Annotated in this window: 16 protein-coding genes and 1 pseudogene; 6 read left to right on the top strand and 11 right to left on the bottom strand. The window is 71.4% G+C overall.

From position 1 onward, the window contains the following. Positions 1 to 38 precede the first annotated feature (38 nt). Positions 39 to 455: a nuclear transport factor 2 family protein gene (locus ACWGKQ_RS50305; RefSeq protein ID WP_453298844.1), complete on the bottom strand. Its 417-nt coding sequence runs from the start codon at positions 453 to 455 to the stop codon at positions 39 to 41. A gap of 125 nt (positions 456 to 580) precedes the next feature. Here ACWGKQ_RS50305 and ACWGKQ_RS50300 point away from each other — a divergent pair, with 125 nt between their 5' ends. After that, positions 581 to 1,210, top strand: a complete 630-nt coding sequence (locus ACWGKQ_RS50300; protein ID WP_453298843.1) for a TetR/AcrR family transcriptional regulator — start codon at positions 581 to 583, stop codon at positions 1,208 to 1,210. Here the strand turns inward: ACWGKQ_RS50300 and ACWGKQ_RS50295 are convergent. The 4 genes and pseudogenes from ACWGKQ_RS50295 to ACWGKQ_RS50280 form a co-directional block, all read right to left on the bottom strand. Further along, positions 1,207 to 2,088 carry an urea carboxylase-associated family protein gene (locus ACWGKQ_RS50295; RefSeq protein ID WP_453298842.1) on the bottom strand — a complete coding sequence of 294 codons (882 nt, stop codon included), beginning with the start codon at positions 2,086 to 2,088 and terminating at the stop codon, positions 1,207 to 1,209. The two genes, ACWGKQ_RS50300 and ACWGKQ_RS50295, sit on opposite strands and share 4 nt — an antisense overlap. Positions 2,089 to 2,138: 50 nt before the next feature. Next, positions 2,139 to 2,948, bottom strand: coding sequence for an amino acid ABC transporter ATP-binding protein (locus ACWGKQ_RS50290; protein WP_453298846.1), 810 nt, complete (start codon positions 2,946 to 2,948; stop codon positions 2,139 to 2,141). A 132-nt stretch (positions 2,949 to 3,080) separates the two neighbouring features. Further along, a pseudogene (locus ACWGKQ_RS50285) lies at positions 3,081 to 3,686 on the bottom strand (amino acid ABC transporter permease); the annotation flags it as partial. A gap of 7 nt (positions 3,687 to 3,693) precedes the next feature. After that, positions 3,694 to 4,527 carry an ABC transporter substrate-binding protein gene (locus tag ACWGKQ_RS50280; protein ID WP_453298841.1) on the bottom strand — a complete coding sequence of 278 codons (834 nt, stop codon included), beginning with the start codon at positions 4,525 to 4,527 and terminating at the stop codon, positions 3,694 to 3,696. A 157-nt stretch (positions 4,528 to 4,684) separates the two neighbouring features. Between ACWGKQ_RS50280 and ACWGKQ_RS50275 the strand changes: the two genes are divergently transcribed. Next, entirely contained in the window at positions 4,685 to 5,398 is a 714-nt protein-coding gene (locus ACWGKQ_RS50275) for a GntR family transcriptional regulator (protein WP_453298840.1), read from the top strand. 45 nt (positions 5,399 to 5,443) lie between these two features. On the opposite strand, the gene ACWGKQ_RS50270 is transcribed toward ACWGKQ_RS50275, so the two are convergent. From ACWGKQ_RS50270 to leuA, 5 genes are all read right to left on the bottom strand, one after another. Then, complete coding sequence (locus ACWGKQ_RS50270; protein WP_453298839.1) at positions 5,444 to 6,436, bottom strand: hypothetical protein; 993 nt, start codon at positions 6,434 to 6,436, stop codon at positions 5,444 to 5,446. Further along, a complete protein-coding gene (locus tag ACWGKQ_RS50265) occupies positions 6,433 to 6,966 on the bottom strand; it encodes a SigE family RNA polymerase sigma factor (protein ID WP_453298838.1) in 534 nt (177 codons plus the stop codon). Before ACWGKQ_RS50265 ends, ACWGKQ_RS50270 begins: the two co-directional genes overlap by 4 nt. Before the next feature lie 100 nt (positions 6,967 to 7,066). Continuing rightward, positions 7,067 to 8,245, bottom strand: coding sequence for a sialidase family protein (locus ACWGKQ_RS50260; protein WP_453298845.1), 1,179 nt, complete (start codon positions 8,243 to 8,245; stop codon positions 7,067 to 7,069). A gap of 194 nt (positions 8,246 to 8,439) precedes the next feature. After that, positions 8,440 to 9,135, bottom strand: a complete 696-nt coding sequence (locus ACWGKQ_RS50255; protein ID WP_453298837.1) for a TerB family tellurite resistance protein — start codon at positions 9,133 to 9,135, stop codon at positions 8,440 to 8,442. A gap of 186 nt (positions 9,136 to 9,321) precedes the next feature. After that, the gene (gene leuA, locus ACWGKQ_RS50250) at positions 9,322 to 11,043 is read right to left on the bottom strand and encodes a 2-isopropylmalate synthase (RefSeq protein WP_453298836.1); all 1,722 of its coding nucleotides are present in this window, start codon (positions 11,041 to 11,043) and stop codon (positions 9,322 to 9,324) included. A gap of 321 nt (positions 11,044 to 11,364) precedes the next feature. Here leuA and ACWGKQ_RS50245 point away from each other — a divergent pair, with 321 nt between their 5' ends. From ACWGKQ_RS50245 to ACWGKQ_RS50230, 4 genes are all read left to right on the top strand, one after another. Then, positions 11,365 to 12,450 carry a M4 family metallopeptidase gene (locus ACWGKQ_RS50245; protein ID WP_453298835.1) on the top strand — a complete coding sequence of 362 codons (1,086 nt, stop codon included), beginning with the start codon at positions 11,365 to 11,367 and terminating at the stop codon, positions 12,448 to 12,450. A 21-nt stretch (positions 12,451 to 12,471) separates the two neighbouring features. Further along, positions 12,472 to 12,738 (top strand): protealysin inhibitor emfourin, encoded by a 267-nt coding sequence (locus ACWGKQ_RS50240; protein ID WP_453298834.1) that lies wholly within the window; start codon positions 12,472 to 12,474, stop codon positions 12,736 to 12,738. A gap of 71 nt (positions 12,739 to 12,809) precedes the next feature. After that, positions 12,810 to 14,135 carry a GH1 family beta-glucosidase gene (locus ACWGKQ_RS50235; RefSeq protein ID WP_453298833.1) on the top strand — a complete coding sequence of 442 codons (1,326 nt, stop codon included), beginning with the start codon at positions 12,810 to 12,812 and terminating at the stop codon, positions 14,133 to 14,135. Continuing rightward, entirely contained in the window at positions 14,132 to 15,397 is a 1,266-nt protein-coding gene (locus ACWGKQ_RS50230) for an MFS transporter (RefSeq protein ID WP_453298832.1), read from the top strand. Before ACWGKQ_RS50235 ends, ACWGKQ_RS50230 begins: the two co-directional genes overlap by 4 nt. A 278-nt stretch (positions 15,398 to 15,675) precedes the next feature. Here the strand turns inward: ACWGKQ_RS50230 and ACWGKQ_RS50225 are convergent, their stop codons facing one another. Beyond that, complete coding sequence (locus ACWGKQ_RS50225; RefSeq protein WP_453298831.1) at positions 15,676 to 15,972, bottom strand: hypothetical protein; 297 nt, start codon at positions 15,970 to 15,972, stop codon at positions 15,676 to 15,678. Positions 15,973 to 16,060: the final 88 nt, after the last annotated feature.

Here is a 16,060-nt window from a genome sequence, read left to right as displayed (position 1 = left end):
GCGCCGGCCGCCCGGGAGGGACGGCCGGCGCCGGGGTGCTACGCGGGAGCCGTCAGCTGGGCGGCCACCGAGGCGCCGTCCAGCCACACGTTCTCCCGGGAGATCCGGCCGTCGCGGAACTCGAAGACGTGCAGGATCCGGAAGGTGATCCGGCGGCCGCCGCCCGGAATCCCCAGGAAGGAGCCCGGGACGGTGCCCGTCATCACGTTCTCCATGGTGACGGCGTCGTCGGAGTAGTAGGTGCGGGTGCGCTCCTCGCTCTCGGCGCGGAAGTCCTTGCACAGCTGGCGGTAGAAGTCGAGCGCCGCCGGGATGCCGTGCTTCGGGCCGTTCGGGTCGCCGACGACGTCGTGCTCGATGTCGTCGGTGTAGACGGCGACCGAACCCTCCGGATCACCGCGTTCCTCGGCGCTCATGTGCGCCTCGATCAGCGCTTCCATATCGGCGGGTGTCATGGAGCCCATGGTCGGGAGCCCCCTCTCTCGTCGCGCCGCACGCTCCTCGCGGAGTCCGCGGCCCCCGTAATGAGACAGTGATAACGTAATGAGAAAATTTTCTCACAACAAGGGGGATTCTCATCATGGAGGGGAGCGAAAGAAGCGCGAGGGGCGCGCAGGACGGCCGGCGCAACCAGAAGCTGCGCACCCGCCGGGCGCTCGTCGACGCGGCCGCGGAGCTGCTCCGCGAGGGACACGCGGTCACCATCGCGGAGGTCGCGGAGGCCGCCCGGGTCTCGACCGCCACCGCCTACCGCTACTTCTCCAGCCCCCAGGAGCTGATCCGGGAGACCCGCACCCTGATGCGCACCCCGGACCTCACGGCGGACCTGCCGGACGATCCCGCCGAGCGCGTGGACACGGTCGTCTCCCGGGTGGCCGACATGCAGCTGGCGAACGAGCCGGGGTGGCGGGCGATGCTCGGCGCCAGCCTGGAGCGGTACTTCCAGCAGGGCGACGGGCAGGAGGACTACCCGACCCGCAGCCGCAACCGCCTCGACCTGACCCGCACCGCCCTGGACCCGCTCGCCGCGGCCCTCCCGCCGGCCGCCCTGCGCCGGCTGACCATGGCACTCACCCTGGTCTACGGCGTGGAGGCACTGGTCTCGACCCGTGACGTCTGCGAACTGGACCCGGCGGAGGCGAAGGACGTCATGCGCTGGGCGGCCCGCGCCCTGCTGGACACGGCGCTGCGGGAGGAGGCCGGCGGCTAGGGCCGCGCCGTCGCGTACGCGCCGTTGTGGTCGGGGGTGGCCGGCCAGGTGGGACGGCGCATCCCGTGCAGGTTGCGGTACTCGGCGCGGGGCGGGGAGGACCAGCCGGCGAGCAGGCCGGGGTCGACGCGGTACACCTCGACGTGGATCGGGTGGCAGACCTCGACCGGGTCGTGCGCGTCCGGGCCCCACATGGGGACGGACAGGTCTCCGCCCGGGCAGGTGGACAGCGCGCACAGCAGATCGAGTTCGGCGAAGAACTCGAAGTGGTCGCCGGGCCGGGCCGGGCAGTCCTTCATGAAGTACTGGTCGGCCTCGTTGAGCCCGGTGCACTGGAAGACGTTGAGCACGTCGTGCACGTCGAACTCGGTGAGCCCGTACGGCAGGACCGCGCGGACCAGGTTCGAGTGGCAGTGGAAGTCGAAGTCCTCGCCGGTGAGCATCCGGTTGACGTAGGGATCGCAGCGGGTGCCCAGCAGATCGTGCACCCTGCCGCCCTCGGCGTCGCTGCCGTAGCCGGCCAGGGTGTCGTCGGTGACCGTCAGCAGCGGCCGCAGGAAGGGCAGGGTGGACCAGAGCCGGTCGTAGGTGCTGACGTGGGCGCGCTGCAGTTGCCGGGTGCGGGCGGCCCACAGCCGTTCCCGCGGGTCGGCGAGGTTCCACACGTTGAGGTCGCCGACCTGCGGTCCGTCCACGGTGACGAGCCGGCACAGGTGGCCGGCGGGCACCTCCCAGGCCCGTCCGGAGCGGATCGGGACGGTGAAGGCGTCGACCAGGGTGCGGCCCTCGGGGGTGCCGGAGACGCGGTCGTAGAACGCCCGGTCCACGTCCAGCGGGCCGCCCTTGGTGGCCTGGTATGCGGCGGCGGTGGTGGCCATGCGGGTCTTCTTTCTCGGGGGGTACGGAGAGGTGCGAGGGGGGCGGCGGGTCAGGTCGGAAGGCGCCACGGGTCCTGCGGGGCGCCCCCGAGCGCGGCGAGGAACCGTTCCACGCGGGGCTCGCCGGAGCGGCCGAAGACCTTCTCCGGCGGGCCCTGGAGGAGGATCCGCCCCTCCTCCATGAAGACGACCCGGTCGGCCACCTCGCGGGCGAACCGCATCTCGTGGGTGACGACGACCATGGTGGTGCCGTCGGCGGCGAGGTCGCCCATGACGGCCAGCACCTCGCCGACGAGTTCGGGGTCGAGGGCCGAGGTGGGCTCGTCGAAGAGCAGCACACTGGGGTTCATGGCCAGCGCCCGGGCGATGGCGACCCGCTGCTGCTGGCCGCCGGAGAGCTGGTGCGGGTACTTGCCGGCGTGCGCCTCCATGCCGACCCTGCGCAGCAGTTCACGGGCGCGGGTCTCGATCGCCTCCCGCCGTCCGAGGCGCAGCCGGAGCGGGGCGAGGGTGACGTTCTGCAGCACGGTCTTGTGCGGGAAGAGGTTGAACCGCTGGAAGACCATGCCCACCTGGCGTCGCTGCCGGGCCAGTTCACGGTCCCGGCCGCCCAGCGGGGTGCCGTCGACCTCGACGGTGCCCCGGTCGGGCCGCTCCAGATGGTTGAGGGTGCGGATCAGCGTGGTCTTGCCGGAGCCGGACGGGCCGATGACGGCGACCACCTCACCGCGGTGCACGTCGAGGTTCACCGGGTGCAGGACCTGGACGGGGCCGAAGTACTTCACCAGGCCGCGGGCACGGATCACGGCCTCGGAGCGCCGCGGGGAGAGCGGGCGGACCCGCCCGGCCGGCGCGGGCACCGGGACCGGGACCGGGACGGGGACCGGCGCCGTGGGGGCCTCGGCCGCCGTGCGCGGACGGCGTCTGCGGACGTCGAGCCGGCGTTCCAGCAGGGCGCGGAAGCCGTCGAAGACGGTGACCAGGAAGACGTAGTAGACGGCGACGGCGAACAGCGTCTCCAGGACCTTGAAGTTCTGGGTGTACAGGCGCTGGCCGACGAGCAGCAGCTCGGCCAGCGAGATCGAGCTGACCAGGGAGGTCAGTTTGAGGATGCTGACGAACTCGTTGCCGAGCGCCGGCAGCGCCACCCGGAAGGCCTGCGGCACCACGACGTGCCGCTGCACGCCCGCGTAGGGGATGCCCAGGGCCTGTGCGGCCTCGCCCTGGTCCTTGCCGACGGACAGCAGGCCGCCGCGGTGGATCTCGGCGATGTACGCGGTCTCGCTGAGCACCAGCGCGACCAGTCCGGCGACGAAGGGGCTGGAGATCAGGGACTTGAGCCCGGGGAAGAGCTGCGGGGAGTTGTAGACGAAGATCAGCAGCACCAGCAGGGGCAGGCTGCGGAAGAACCAGATGTATCCGGAGGCCGCCAGCCGCAGCGGGCGCAGCCGGGACTGCCGGGCCAGGGCGACCAGCAGGCCGAGCGCGGTGGAGACGACCCAGGCGGAGACGGCGAGTTCGACGACGAGCAGGGCGGCGCGCCACAAATCGCCGTCGGTGAACAGGCCCAGGGTGTAGTTCCAGTCGAAGCTGCCCATGGTGCGCTCAGCTCCCCTGCGGCCGGGCGAGGTTGTACTTCTTCAGCAGGTCGTCGTAGGTGCCGTCGCTCTTCAGCTTGGCGAGCGCCTTGGTGAGGGTGGTCCGCAGGGCGGTGTTGCCCTTCTTGACCGCCAGGCCGGAGGTGACCGGGTAGAGCGGGGCGGTGCTGGTGACGGCCAGTCTGCCGCCGGTCTTGTCGGCGGCGGCCTTGGCGACGGCGCTGTCGGTGACCTGGGCGTCGACCTGGCCGGAGAGGAGCGCCTGGGTGCCTTCGGGGTCGGAGGTGAACTCCCGTACGTCGATCGCCTTCCTGCCCGCGGCGGTGCACTTGCCGCTCGCGTCGCCGCGCAGTTCCTGGACGATCTCCCCGCCCTTGATCACGGCGACGCTCTTGCCGCACAGGTCGGCCGCGGTGGCGGGCCGGCCGCCGTCGGCGGATCTGACGACGATCGAGTTGCCGGTGGTGAAGTAGGGGATGAAGTCGACCTGCTTCCTGCGCGCGTCGGTGATGTACAGGTCGGAGGCGATGACGTCGAAGTGGCCGGTGCCGAGTCCGGCGATGAGCTGCTCGAAGCGGGTGTCGACGAACGCCGCCTTCAGCCCGGCGGCCCCGGCGAGCGCCCGGGCGATCTCGGGGTCGAAGCCGGCGGGCGTCTTGCCGCTCAGGTAGGCGTACGGCGGATAGGTGAGGTCCGATCCGACGGTGAGGGTGCCGGCGGACTGGGTGCCGGCGCTGTCGGCCGATGCGGCCGACGAGGAGCCCGAACAGCCGGCGAGGGTGAGGAGCGCACCGGCGGTCGCGACGGCCGGTGCGGTACGGGCGAGGGTGTTCAAGCGCATGGGGGCCTCCGGCCGGCGCATGAGATTGTTGAACAATTGGTTGCCGATGATGATGACCCGCCGTCGTTTCAGTCAAGTAAAAAGCTGGAATTCATGCGAAGTCCGTCATCAAGACCATGCTGGATTGTTCAACAGACCGTGCGGTAGGGTGCTGGACATGTCACAGACCCTGGACGACGGCACGACCGCCGGTGCGGGACGTCCCGCACTGGTGGCCCACACCCTGCGGGAACGGATCGTCGAAGGGGAGCTGCCGCCCGGCACCCCGCTGCGGGACGTGGCGCTCTCCGCGGAACTCGGCGTGTCCCGCAACACCCTGCGGGAGGCGCTGCGCGCCCTGCACGAAGAGGGCCTCGTGACGCAGCAGTTGCACAAGGGCACCACGGTGCGCACCCTGTCCACCGCGGACGTCAAGGACATCTACACCGCCCGGCGGACCCTGGAGCTCGCCGCCGTGGAGGAGAGCCCGCTCGCGCCGGAGCCGCTGCTCGACGCGCTGGAGGCCAAGGTCTCGGACGCCGAACGCGCGGTGCGCACCCAGGAGTGGAACAAGGTGGGGACCGCCTCGCTGCGCTTCCACCAGGCCCTGGTCGCCCTGCTGGGCAGCGCCCGGCTGGACGGCTTCTTCCGGGTCACCGTCGCCCAGCTGCGGCTGGCGTTCGCCGTCATGGCCGACGAGGCGGCGTTCCAGGCCCCGTGGGTGGCGTCCGACCGGGAGATCTGCGACCTGGTCCGCGGCGGCCGGCGGCAGGAGGCCAGGACGGCGCTGCGGCTCTATCTCGACGACTCCGAGCGGAAGGTGCTCGACGCGGTACGCGCGGACTCCCGGACCTCGGCGGTGCCCACGCCGGTCCCGCGGAGCAGGTCGTGACACCGCCCCGCGGGACCCGGCACACCGGTACCTCTCGTACGGCGGCTACGGCAGGGTCTTCTCGTACGACGCGTCGTGGTCGGAGTCGTAGACGAGCTTGCCCGTCGTGTCGTAGCCCTTCAGGTGCGGGGCCGCGGTGACCTGCTTGTCCAGGGTGCCGGTGGCGACGAACCAGCCGTGGTCGAGGACCACCTCGCCCGCGCCGCCGCCGTACGAGACCGTCATCGTGGCCACCGAGGCACGGTAGCCGCCGATGATCCCCCAGCGGAACGGCAGCTTCCAGTGGCCCTTGTCGATGACCGACTGCTCGTACAGCTTGCCGCTGTTGATGTCCGGGACCACGGCCGTCTTCGCGTCGCCGAAGGGGTCGCCGCTGCTGGTGTTCAGACCGGAGGCGGCGTCGTCCTTGATGGTGCAGATGAGCCGGGTCGGCACGGGCTTCTCCCGTACCGCGACCACGAAGTAGCCGTCGCCCGGGGCGTTGGAGTCGCCGGTGCTCCGCATCGCCAGGATGATCCGGTAGTCGGCCGGCCTACCCAGGTCGGTGTAGGTCGGGTCCTTGGGGATGCGGTGCGCCTTGTTGTAGTCGAGGCACTTGCCGAGCCCCTCGGCGGCCTGGTCGAAGGTGATCCCGTCCAGCAGCTGCTGCGCGGACGCCGGGTGGGCCGGCTCCGTCGAGGTGGCCGACGGTGCCGACGGTGCCGGGGGCGACGCGGTGGCCGACCGGGCCGGGGGCGACGCGCTGGCCGACCGGGTCGGTGCCGGGTGCTCGCTGGCCAGGACGGTGGGACTGGGCCCGGCCGGACTCGTCGTGGTGCCGCCGCCCAGCGCGTACGCGCCGACCGGCACCACCGCCAGCGCCGCCAGCGCCGCCCCGCCCACGGCCAGGCGCCGCCGCCGCTCCAGCACGCCGCGCCGCCGGATCTCCGGGTACGGCGCCGGTGACGGCCGGACCAGCGCCGCGTCCCCCGCCAGCAGCGCCCGCACCCGGGCCTCGAACTCCGGCTCGGCCGCCCCGCCCTGCTTCTGACCGCTCACCTGCTGCCTCCCTGCACGGGCGCCGCGTGGCTCATGGCCTGCGCGAGTCCCGGAACCGTACGCAACTTCGCCAGGCCCTTGGACGCCTGGCTCTTGACCGTGCCCGGGGAGCAGCCGAGCACCTCGGCGACCTCGCCCTCGGACAGGTCCTCCCAGTACCGCAGCACCACCACCGCGCGCTGCCTGGGCGGCAGCCCGGCCAGGGCCGCGAGCAGCGTGCCGCGCTCGTCGGCCCGGGACACGGCGTCGTCCTGCCCCGCGCGCTCCGGCGGCGCGGCGGTCAGCGACTCGGTGACCCGGCGCTTGCGGAACCGGTCGCTGTTGCAGCTGACCAGCATGCGGCGGACGTACGCCTCCGGATGGTCGGTCCGGGAGACGCGCCGCCAGGACCGGTAGGCCTTCGCCAGCGCGGTCTGCGTCAGGTCCTCCGCGTGGTGCGGGTCACCGGTGAGCAGATAGGCGGTCCGCACCAGATGCGACCACCGTGCTCTGACGAATTCCTGGAACTGGGCCTCTAGTTCGGCCTGCATCAGCCACCCCCTCGCCCTCCAGACCACCGCAGACGTGGATTCGGTTGCCCGGCGGGCGCAGGCGGACCGGGGCGGCCCGGGGCGGACCGCTCAGTGGGTCTCAGGGGGCCGGGAGGCGGCGGAACTCGATCGTGTCGTACGCGGTCTTGGTGCCCGTCTCGTACAGCACGCCGATCGTGCTCCGGTCCACCTGGACCAGGTCGGAGTAGGCGGCCTTCAGGTCGGACAGGGTGCGGAACCTTTCGAAGGTGATGCCCTGGTCGGCGCTGGTCCACAGGGCCATGGACCTGCGGGCCGTCGGGACCGAGGGGGCCGAGAAGAGCAACGGGCCTTCGGCGCCCGGGAGCTGGAGGACCGAGCCCTCGACCACCGGGACCCTGGCGAGGGTCGGCTGGACGGTGAAGGCGGCGTCCAGGCTCTCGCCGCCGTCGCTCGACCAGGCCTCCAGGCGGTTGCCGGGGCTGGAGCCGTTCTGGTCGCGGGCGTTGAAGTAGAGGCGGCCGTCGGGGAGTTGGGCGGCGGTGGTCTCGTTGGCGTTGTCGTGGCCGGTGTAGGAGTCGTCGACGAAGCCGAGGTGCCAGCTCAGGCCGCCGTCGTCGCTGTAGATCGCGTGGCCGCCGTAGTACCTGGCCTCCCGGCCGGTGTCGGCGGAGCCGGCCCGCGGGGCGGCGGAGTGGTCGGCGGCGACGACCAGGCGGCCGCGGTGCGGTCCCCGGATGAGCGCGACGGCGTGCCCGGGGCCGGTGGCGTACCAGCGCCAGCCGGACAGCTTCACCTGGGCGGTGATCTCGTGCGGGCGGGTGAAGTGGCGTCCGTCGTCGCGGCTGCGCTGCACGTACACCCGGCGGCTCTGCGCCCTGGCGACCTGGCCGCGCATGATCTGGTCCTCGTTCACCGAGCCGTCGTTGTACGAGGTCACCAGGACCACCTGGCCGCTTCTCGGGTCCACCACCGGCGCCGGGTTGCCGCGGGTGTTCCCGGCCCCGTCGGCCACCACCCGCAGCGGGTCCCAGGTGCAGCCGCCGTCGCTGGAGCGCCTCAGCACGACATCGATGTCACCGCTGTCCCCGGTGGTGCTGTGCCGGCCCTCGGCGAAGGCGAGCAGGGTGCCGTGGGTGCTGCGCACGACGGCCGGGATGCGGAACTGGGCGTAGCCGCCCTCGCCGGAGACGTACGGCACGGAGGACTCGCACCCGGTGGCCGCCCGGGCCCTGGGCTCGACCGTGAACGCCCCGAGCAGCAGGGCGGCGGCGAGGGAGATCCGGCCCGCGCGGGTCACAGGAGACACATGGCTCACCCCTCCATGGTCCTCCCGTCCGCCCTCCTCGCACGCCCATAACGCCCAAACGGGTCAAAAGGTTTGGCATGCCGTCAGCTCGGGCAGAACCGGCGCGACCCGGGCGCCGGGATCAGGAGGGCATGCGCGCCCGGTGGCCGCGGCTCAGGACGGTGTGCGCGCCCGATGGCCGCGGCTCAGGACGGCGTGCGCGCCGCCGCCAGCAGGCGGGTCACGTCGTCGGCGCAGATGGTGAGGGCCGCGCCGACCGTCCCCAGGACCTCGCGTTCGGCGTTGGTGTAGGGGCCGTCGGCGAGCGCGATCCGGGCGGCCTGGAGGAGCAGGGACTCGCGGCCCGCGGGGGCGAGGTGCGGGGCCAGCGGATCGAGGGCCTCGTGGAGTTCTATCGCCAGGCTCGCACGGTACGGCTGTTCGAAGACCCGTCCGGTGTCGGCGGCGAGGGCCTCGACCAGCGCGCTCAGCTGGTCCTCCGTGGCCTCCTCGAAGCCGGCCGCGCGGACCGCGCCGGCCGCCGCCTCCAGGGCGGCACGGGCGCAGGTGCCGCCCGCGGCGAGGACGGCCAGGGCGACGGTGTGCACGGCGTCGCGGAGCATCGCCGAGAAGCGGGTGGTGGTGGGGTGGTCGAGGACGTCGGTGCCGAAGTGGTGGCGGCAGGCGGCGCACTCCACGACCGGACCGGTGGTGCCGCGCGGCAGCACGGGCACGCCGAGCAGGGTGAAGCGGCGACGGCCGGTGAGCCGCTGGTAGTTGCGGTCGCCGCCGCAGCCGGGGCAGAAGAACTCGCCGTCGCCGACGGGTGTCCATGCGGTGCGGGTGCCCAGGATGCGGGCAGGCCTGGTGGTTCGGCCGTCTCGTCCCCTTACTGGCAGCACGTCGCACCTCCGTAACGCCGTGGCAACATCGCCACCGCTGGCGTGATGTTAGCCACATGGAGGAGCCGGAGTCAGTACCTCGTACGAGACCTGTCCGTGACCTGCACATCGAGTTGGCCGGGAAACAACCCGGCCCTGACCGCCGGATGAGGCGGCCAGGGCCGTGAAGTCGCTGGTCGGAAGGGGTCAGCGAGCGGCGCGGTTCACCGCGGAGACGACCGCCTTCAGTGACGCACGCGTCGTGTTCGCGTCGATGCCGATACCCCACAGGATCTTGCCGTCGATCGCGCATTCGATGTAGGAGGCGGCCTGCGCGGAGGCGCCCTCGCTCATCGTGTGCTCCTGGTAGTCCAGGAGACGTACATCGATGCCCAGGCCCACCAGCGCGTCGAAGAACGCGGAGATCGGGCCGTTGCCGGAGCCGGTCAGCACGGTGTCCTCGCCGTCGACGACGGCCTCGACGGTGAGGGTGTCGGTGCCGTCGGTGTCGGTGGTCGACTGGCCGGTGCGGACCTGGATGCGGCCCCAGGGGTTCTCCGGGTTCGGCAGGTACTCGTCCTGGAAGACCGACCAGATGTCGGCGCCGGTGACCTCGCCGCCCTCGGCGTCCGTTTTCGCCTGGATGATCTTCGAGAACTCGATCTGCATCCGGCGCGGCAGGTCCAGCTTGTGGTCGTTCTTCAGGACGTACGCGATACCGCCCTTGCCGGACTGCGAGTTGACCCGGATGACCGCCTCGTAGGAGCGGCCGACGTCCTTCGGGTCGATCGGCAGGTACGGCACCGCCCACTCGATGTCGTCGACGGTGACGCCCTTCGCGGCCGCGTCGGCCTCCATGGCGTCGAAGCCCTTCTTGATGGCGTCCTGGTGGGAGCCGGAGAAGGACGTGTAGACCAGGTCGCCCACGTACGGGTGGCGCGGGTGGACCTCCATCTGGTTGCAGTACTCCCACACCCGGCGGATCTCGTCGATGTCGGAGAAGTCGATCTGCGGGTCGACGCCCTGCGAGAACAGGTTCATGCCCAGGGTGACCAGGTCGACGTTGCCGGTGCGCTCGCCCTGCCCGAACAGGCAGCCCTCGACGCGGTCGGCGCCGGCCATCACCGCCAGTTCGGCGGCGGCGACTGCGGTGCCGCGGTCGTTGTGCGGGTGGACGGAGATGCAGACGTGCTCGCGGCGGGAGAGGTTGCGGTGCATCCACTCGAAGCGGTCGGCGTGCGTGGACGGCGTCGAACGCTCCACCGTGGCGGGCAGGTTGAGGATGATCTCGCGGCCCGGACCCGGCTGGTAGACGTCCATGACCGCCTCGCAGACCTCCAGCGCGAAGTCCAGCTCGGTGTCGGTGAAGATCTCCGGCGAGTACTGGTAGCCGAACTCGGTCTCCGGGCCCAGCAGCTTCTCGGCGTACTCCGTCACCAGGCGGGTGCCGTCGACGGCGATCTGCTTGATGTCGTCCTTGGAGCCGCGGAAGACGACCCGGCGGAAGACCGGGGCGGTCGCGTTGTACAGGTGGACGGTGGCCCGCCGGGCGCCCTTCAGCGACTCGACCGTCCGCTCGATCAGGTCCTCGCGGGCCTGGGTCAGTACGGAGATGGTCACGTCGTCCGGGATCGCGCCCTCTTCCTCGATGATCGAGCGCACGAAGTCGAAGTCGGTCTGGCCGGAGGCCGGGAAGCCGACCTCGATCTCCTTGTAGCCCATCTTGACCAGCTGGTCGAACATCCGGCGCTTGCGCTCGGGCGACATCGGGTCGATCAGGGACTGGTTGCCGTCGCGCAGGTCGGTGGAGAGCCAGCGGGGAGCGGCGGTGATCCGGTTGTCCGGCCAGGTGCGGTCCGGGATGTCGACCTGCTCGTAGCGGCCGTACTTGTGGATCGGCATGGTGCTGGGCTGCTGGCGGTTCGCCATGATTGCGGGGCTCCTAGTGGGTGTCCGGAAGGACGGCCGACGACGCAACGCGAAGCTCCGCGGGGAGGGAGTCGACCTGGACTACAGGCCCTCGCCGCGGCAGCTAAGAAGAAGCAGCCCGAAACGCATGATGCTCCGCATGCTAGCCGAGCCCCTTCGGACGCGGGGCGCCGTATCAGTATGCGGGACCGCAGGGATAAACAGGACAAAACGTGCGCCATACCACCCCCCCCTTACGGAGGGTGGCCAATTGTCACCGTATTTCACCAATCACGGTTGCAGGTAGTGACAGTCGTGTGACTCAATGCAAGGGTGCGGTGCATGACGACCAACGGGGGCTCTGAGCCCGTCATCCGCCGCACGCCCGTCTTCTGCACGATCGTGCCGCCGCACATCCTCGACCACCTCGCCACCCACGAGGACCAGGCACTCGCCGACTCCGCGCTGCGCACCCTCCAGCACGACTCGGCCGCCCGCACCCGCCGCCGCGTGACCGCGGTCCGCACCCTGGCGACCGCCGCCGCCCCGGCCGCCGCCGACAGCACACCCCACCGCACGATCTACGACGCCGGGCACCGCACCGACCTGCCCGGCACCGAGGTCCGCGCGGAGGGCTCCGAGCCCGGCCAGGACGCCACCGTCAACCGCGCCTACGCCGGCCTCGGCGCCACCTTCGAGCTGTACCTGAAGGCGTACGAGCGCGACTCCATCGACGGCGAGGGCCTGCCGCTGAACGCGAGCGTCCACTACGACGTCAACTACGACAACGCCTTCTGGAACGGCGACCAGATGGTGTTCGGCGACGGCGACGGCGAGATCTTCACCGACTTCACCAGCTCCGTCGACGTGATCGGCCACGAGCTCACGCACGGCGTCACCCAGTACACCGCCAACCTGGAGTACTACGGCCAGTCCGGCGCCCTCAACGAGTCGGTCTCCGACGTCTTCGGCTCGCTCATCAAGCAGTACTCCCTCGGCCAGAGTGCCGACCACGCCGACTGGCTGATCGGCGAGGGCCTGCTCGCCCCGGGCGTGCACGGCGTGGCGCTGCGCTCCATGAAGGCCCCGGGCACGGCGTACGACGACCCGCGCCTCGGCAAGGACCCGCAGCCGGCGACCATGCAGCACTACGTGAAGACCAGCCGGGACAACGGCGGGGTGCACATCAACTCCGGCATCCCCAACCACGCCTTCTACCTGCTCGCCACCGCCCTCGGCGGCAACGCCTGGGAGCGGGCCGGACAGATCTGGTACGACGTCCTCACCGGCGGCGAACTCCGGTCGGACGCCACGTTCGCGGACTTCGCGAAACTCACCGTCGCCGCGGCCAAGACCCGCTACCAGGCGGGCGAGGAGAGCGAGGCGGCCCTCAAGGCCTGGGCCCAGGTGGGGGTGCAGGCCGCCTGAATCCGTACTAGACATGAGCCCATGCGTATTCAGGTGAGGCGCACGGGCGGGTTCGCGGGCATCGAGCGCCGGGCCGAGGTGGACACCTCGGGCCGGCCCGACGCCCCCGAGTGGCAGGCCCTGGCCGAGCGCGTACTCGCGGCCGGCCGGGGCACCCCGCCACCAGGGGTGCCGGACGGGTTCGCGTACGAGATCACGGTGGACGGACGGACGGTGTACGCGGCCGACCCGCGGCTGTCCGAGGACCAACGCGAACTGATCTCACGGGTGTTGAAGGAAGGAGCGTGACCAGGTCCCGTAACGGGTAGTTCACGCCCGGGCGTTGACTTACGTTACCGGGGGTAAGGATGATCCCGGCCATGGCGACAGACGCGGTCCATCCGATCCCCCGCTTCCCCGACGGCTTCCTCTGGGGCGTCTCGACCTCGGCGCATCAGATCGAGGGCGCGGCCGGCCTGCGGGAGCCGTCCGTGTGGGACGTGTTCGAGGCGGAGCCGGGCCGGATCAAGGACGGCTCCACGGCGGCGGTGGCCTGCGACCACTACCACCGCCACGGCGAGGACGTGGCGCTCCTTGCCGGCCTCGGCGTGGACGCGTACCGCTTCTCCATATCCTGGCCGCGGGTGCGCTCGGCGGGCGGCCTGGACTTCTACGACCGCCTGGTGGACGAGCTGTGCGCGGCGGGCGTCCGCCCCGTCCCGACCCTCTTCCACTGGGACCTGCCGGTCGCCCTGCAAGAGAAGGGCGGCTGGCTGGACCGGGACACGGCGGCGCACTTCGCCGAGTACGTCTCGACGGTCGCGGACCGGCTCGGCGACCGGGTCAAGAAGTGGATCACCCTCAACGAGCCCGCCGAACAGACCCTGTTCGGCTACGCCCTGGGCGCCCACGCCCCCGGCAAGCAGCTGATGTTCGACGCCCTCCCGGTCGCCCACCACCAGCTCCTCGCCCACGGCCTGGCGGTACGGGCGCTGCGCGCGGCCGGCGCCGCCGACATCGGCATCGCCAACTCCCACGGCCCGACCTGGCCCGCCTCGCAGGAACCCGCCGACCTGGAGGCGGCCGCCTTCTACGACCTCCTCCTCAACCGCCTGTTCGCCGAACCGCTCCTGCTCGGCGAGTACCCGGACGGCATGGGCGACCTGATGCCCGGGGACGTCGCCGCCGACCTGAAGGTGATCGCCGAGCCGCTCGACTGGTACGGCATCAACTACTACGCCCCGACCAAGGTGGGCGCCCCGCAGGGCACCGAGATCGAGTTCGGCGGCCTCACCCTCCCCGCCGAACTCCCCTTCTCCGTGCAGGACATCGAGGACGTCCCGGTGACGGACTTCGGCTGGCCGGTCGTCCCGGAGGGCCTCACCGAACTCCTCACCGCCTTCCGCGACCGCTACGGCGACCGCCTCCCGCCCGTCGTCATCACCGAGAACGGCTGCTCGTACCAGGGCCTCGACGACCAGGACCGCATCACCTACCTGGACGGCCACATCCGGGCGCTGCACAGGGCGGTCGAGGCCGGCGTGGACGTGCGCGGCTACTTCGTCTGGTCGCTCCTGGACAACTTCGAGTGGGCGGAGGGGTACGCGCGCCGCTTCGGCCTGGTCCACGTCGACTACGCGACGCAGGCGAGGACGCCGAAGTCGTCGTACGCCTGGTACCGGGACGTCCTGCGGGCGCAGAGATGACGACGACCCGTGAGCCGGCCGAGCCGGCCGCCGCCCTGGCCGAGCCCGTCGAGCGGGTCGGACGGGGCTGGACGTCGGCGCTCTCCCTCGCCAACGGGGCGATCTGGGTGGGCTGGTACGGCCCCCTGCAGATCCTGCTCGCCTCCCAGGCCAAGGACTTCGCGCCCGGCTCCGGGATGTCGAAGGAGACGATGCTGGCCTGGGTGACCGGCGTCGGCGCGGTGGTGTCGCTGGCCGCCAACCCGGTCTTCGGCGCGCTGTCGGACCGTACGACGTCCCGCTGGGGCCGCCGCACGCCGTGGATCGTCGCCGGTACGGCGGGCGGGGCACTGTCCCTGCTGCTCCTCGGGGGCGCCGGTGGCATGGGGACGATGATGCTGGGCTGGTGCCTGGTCCAGCTGACCCTGAACGCGGCCTTCGCGGCGGTCACGGCGGCGGTGCCGGACCGGGTGCCGAGGCTCCAGCGGGGCTCGGTGGGCGGCTGGCTGGGGGCCGCGCAGATCCTCGGCGTGGTCGGCGGCACCGGCCTTGCGACGGCCGCCGGGGGCGTCGGGGCGGGCTATGTGGCGTGCGCGGTGTTCACGGCGCTGGGCGTGCTGCCGTACGTGCTGCGCTACCCGGACCTGCGGCTGACGCCCGCGGACCGGCCGCCCTGGTCCTGGCGGGCCTTCCTCGCCGGCTTCTGGCTGAGCCCGCGCCGCTACCCGGACCTGGGCTGGGCCTGGCTGACCCGCTTCCTGATCAACCTCAGCAACGCCCTGGTCCTGCTGTACCTGCTCTACTACCTCCGCGACCGCCTGCACTACTCCGACCCCGACCAGGGAGTGCTGATCCTGACGGCGGTGAACGGGCTGACGCTGATGGCGACGGTCGTGGTCGGCGGGGTCTGGTCGGACCGGGTGGGCCGCCGCAAGCCGTTCGTGATCTGGTCGGGGATGCTGATGGCGGTGGCGACGGCGCTGCTGTCGGTGTGGCAGACCTGGCCGGGAGCGCTCGTGGCCTCGGCGGTGCTGGGCATCGGCTTCGGGGTGTTCACCTCCGTGGACTTCGCGCTGATGACCGACGTCCTGCCGAAGGCGGTCGACCGCGGCAAGGACCTGGGCGTCATCAACGTCGCCAACGCCCTCCCCCAGGTCGCGGCCCCCGCCCTGGCCGCACCGATCGTCACCTACCTCGGCGGCTACCGGGTCCTCTACCTGGTGGCAGCGGTGATCGGGCTGGCGGGGGCGTGGCTGGTGGGGCGGATACGGGGAGTGGACTAGGCGGGCGCGTCGTTGGCAGTCCAGTACTCCAGCCGTGGCAGGTGGTGGGCCCTGGGCGGAGGCACCTGGCAGCCCGGCTGCGCTGGCTCATGGGATTGGTGACCAGCGTCTGAGACCGGCATACAGTGCGCCCCTGCCGACGGGCCAGAACGTCACTGGCTACGAAGCGGCGCGGCGCCCTGCATGCGGCGGAGGCCGAGCACTCCGCCAACATGGCGCCCTTGACCCATAGTTGCCGGACTGGTCGGGGTCGCATTGCTGCCCCCGGTTGCGCCGGATCATGGGAGTGGTGGACGCTCCGCAAGCGTGGTGCCGTCGTCGTCCAAGACGATCTGCGCTCGCTTGGTGAAATCCCTTACGGCCTGGCAGAGTCGATCAAAGTAGTCCGAGGCATGGGCATAGTGCGCCCGCTCCTCTCCCTCTTCCCAACGCAGCCGGGTGATCATGGCGGCCATACCTACCAGTGAACTACTGGCACTTTCGATGTCAGCTGCGGCGTCCTGCACCGACTCGGGCCCGGCAAGGGTTACCTCCAGCCACTGTTCCTTGATTCGCGTCTCGATTCCCTCGAGCAATGCTCATTACCTGTGGATCGGCTCGGGAGGGCACGCCCGAGGGGCGTACCTTCCCGAGTGATCGATTGACTGGTATCGAGTAGGCCCG

It is taken from the genome of Streptomyces sp. NPDC054770 (assembly GCF_053611985.1).
Note: the sequence above shows the minus strand (reverse complement) of the source record. Positions and strands in the feature narration are given on the sequence as shown.

Excerpts from the sequence above, each read along its gene's own strand:
- ACWGKQ_RS50305 (WP_453298844.1), bottom strand. The coding sequence starts at position 455 with ATGACACCCGCCGATATGGAAGCGCTGATCGAGGCGCACATGAGCGCC.
- ACWGKQ_RS50300 (WP_453298843.1), top strand. The coding sequence starts at position 581 with ATGGAGGGGAGCGAAAGAAGCGCGAGGGGCGCGCAGGACGGCCGGCGC.
- ACWGKQ_RS50295 (WP_453298842.1), bottom strand. The coding sequence starts at position 2,088 with ATGGCCACCACCGCCGCCGCATACCAGGCCACCAAGGGCGGCCCGCTG.
- ACWGKQ_RS50280 (WP_453298841.1), bottom strand. The coding sequence starts at position 4,527 with ATGCGCTTGAACACCCTCGCCCGTACCGCACCGGCCGTCGCGACCGCC.
- ACWGKQ_RS50275 (WP_453298840.1), top strand. The coding sequence starts at position 4,685 with ATGTCACAGACCCTGGACGACGGCACGACCGCCGGTGCGGGACGTCCC.
- ACWGKQ_RS50265 (WP_453298838.1), bottom strand. The coding sequence starts at position 6,966 with ATGCAGGCCGAACTAGAGGCCCAGTTCCAGGAATTCGTCAGAGCACGG.
- leuA (WP_453298836.1), bottom strand. The coding sequence starts at position 11,043 with ATGGCGAACCGCCAGCAGCCCAGCACCATGCCGATCCACAAGTACGGC.
- ACWGKQ_RS50245 (WP_453298835.1), top strand. The coding sequence starts at position 11,365 with ATGACGACCAACGGGGGCTCTGAGCCCGTCATCCGCCGCACGCCCGTC.
- ACWGKQ_RS50240 (WP_453298834.1), top strand. The coding sequence starts at position 12,472 with ATGCGTATTCAGGTGAGGCGCACGGGCGGGTTCGCGGGCATCGAGCGC.
- ACWGKQ_RS50235 (WP_453298833.1), top strand. The coding sequence starts at position 12,810 with ATGGCGACAGACGCGGTCCATCCGATCCCCCGCTTCCCCGACGGCTTC.
- ACWGKQ_RS50230 (WP_453298832.1), top strand. The coding sequence starts at position 14,132 with ATGACGACGACCCGTGAGCCGGCCGAGCCGGCCGCCGCCCTGGCCGAG.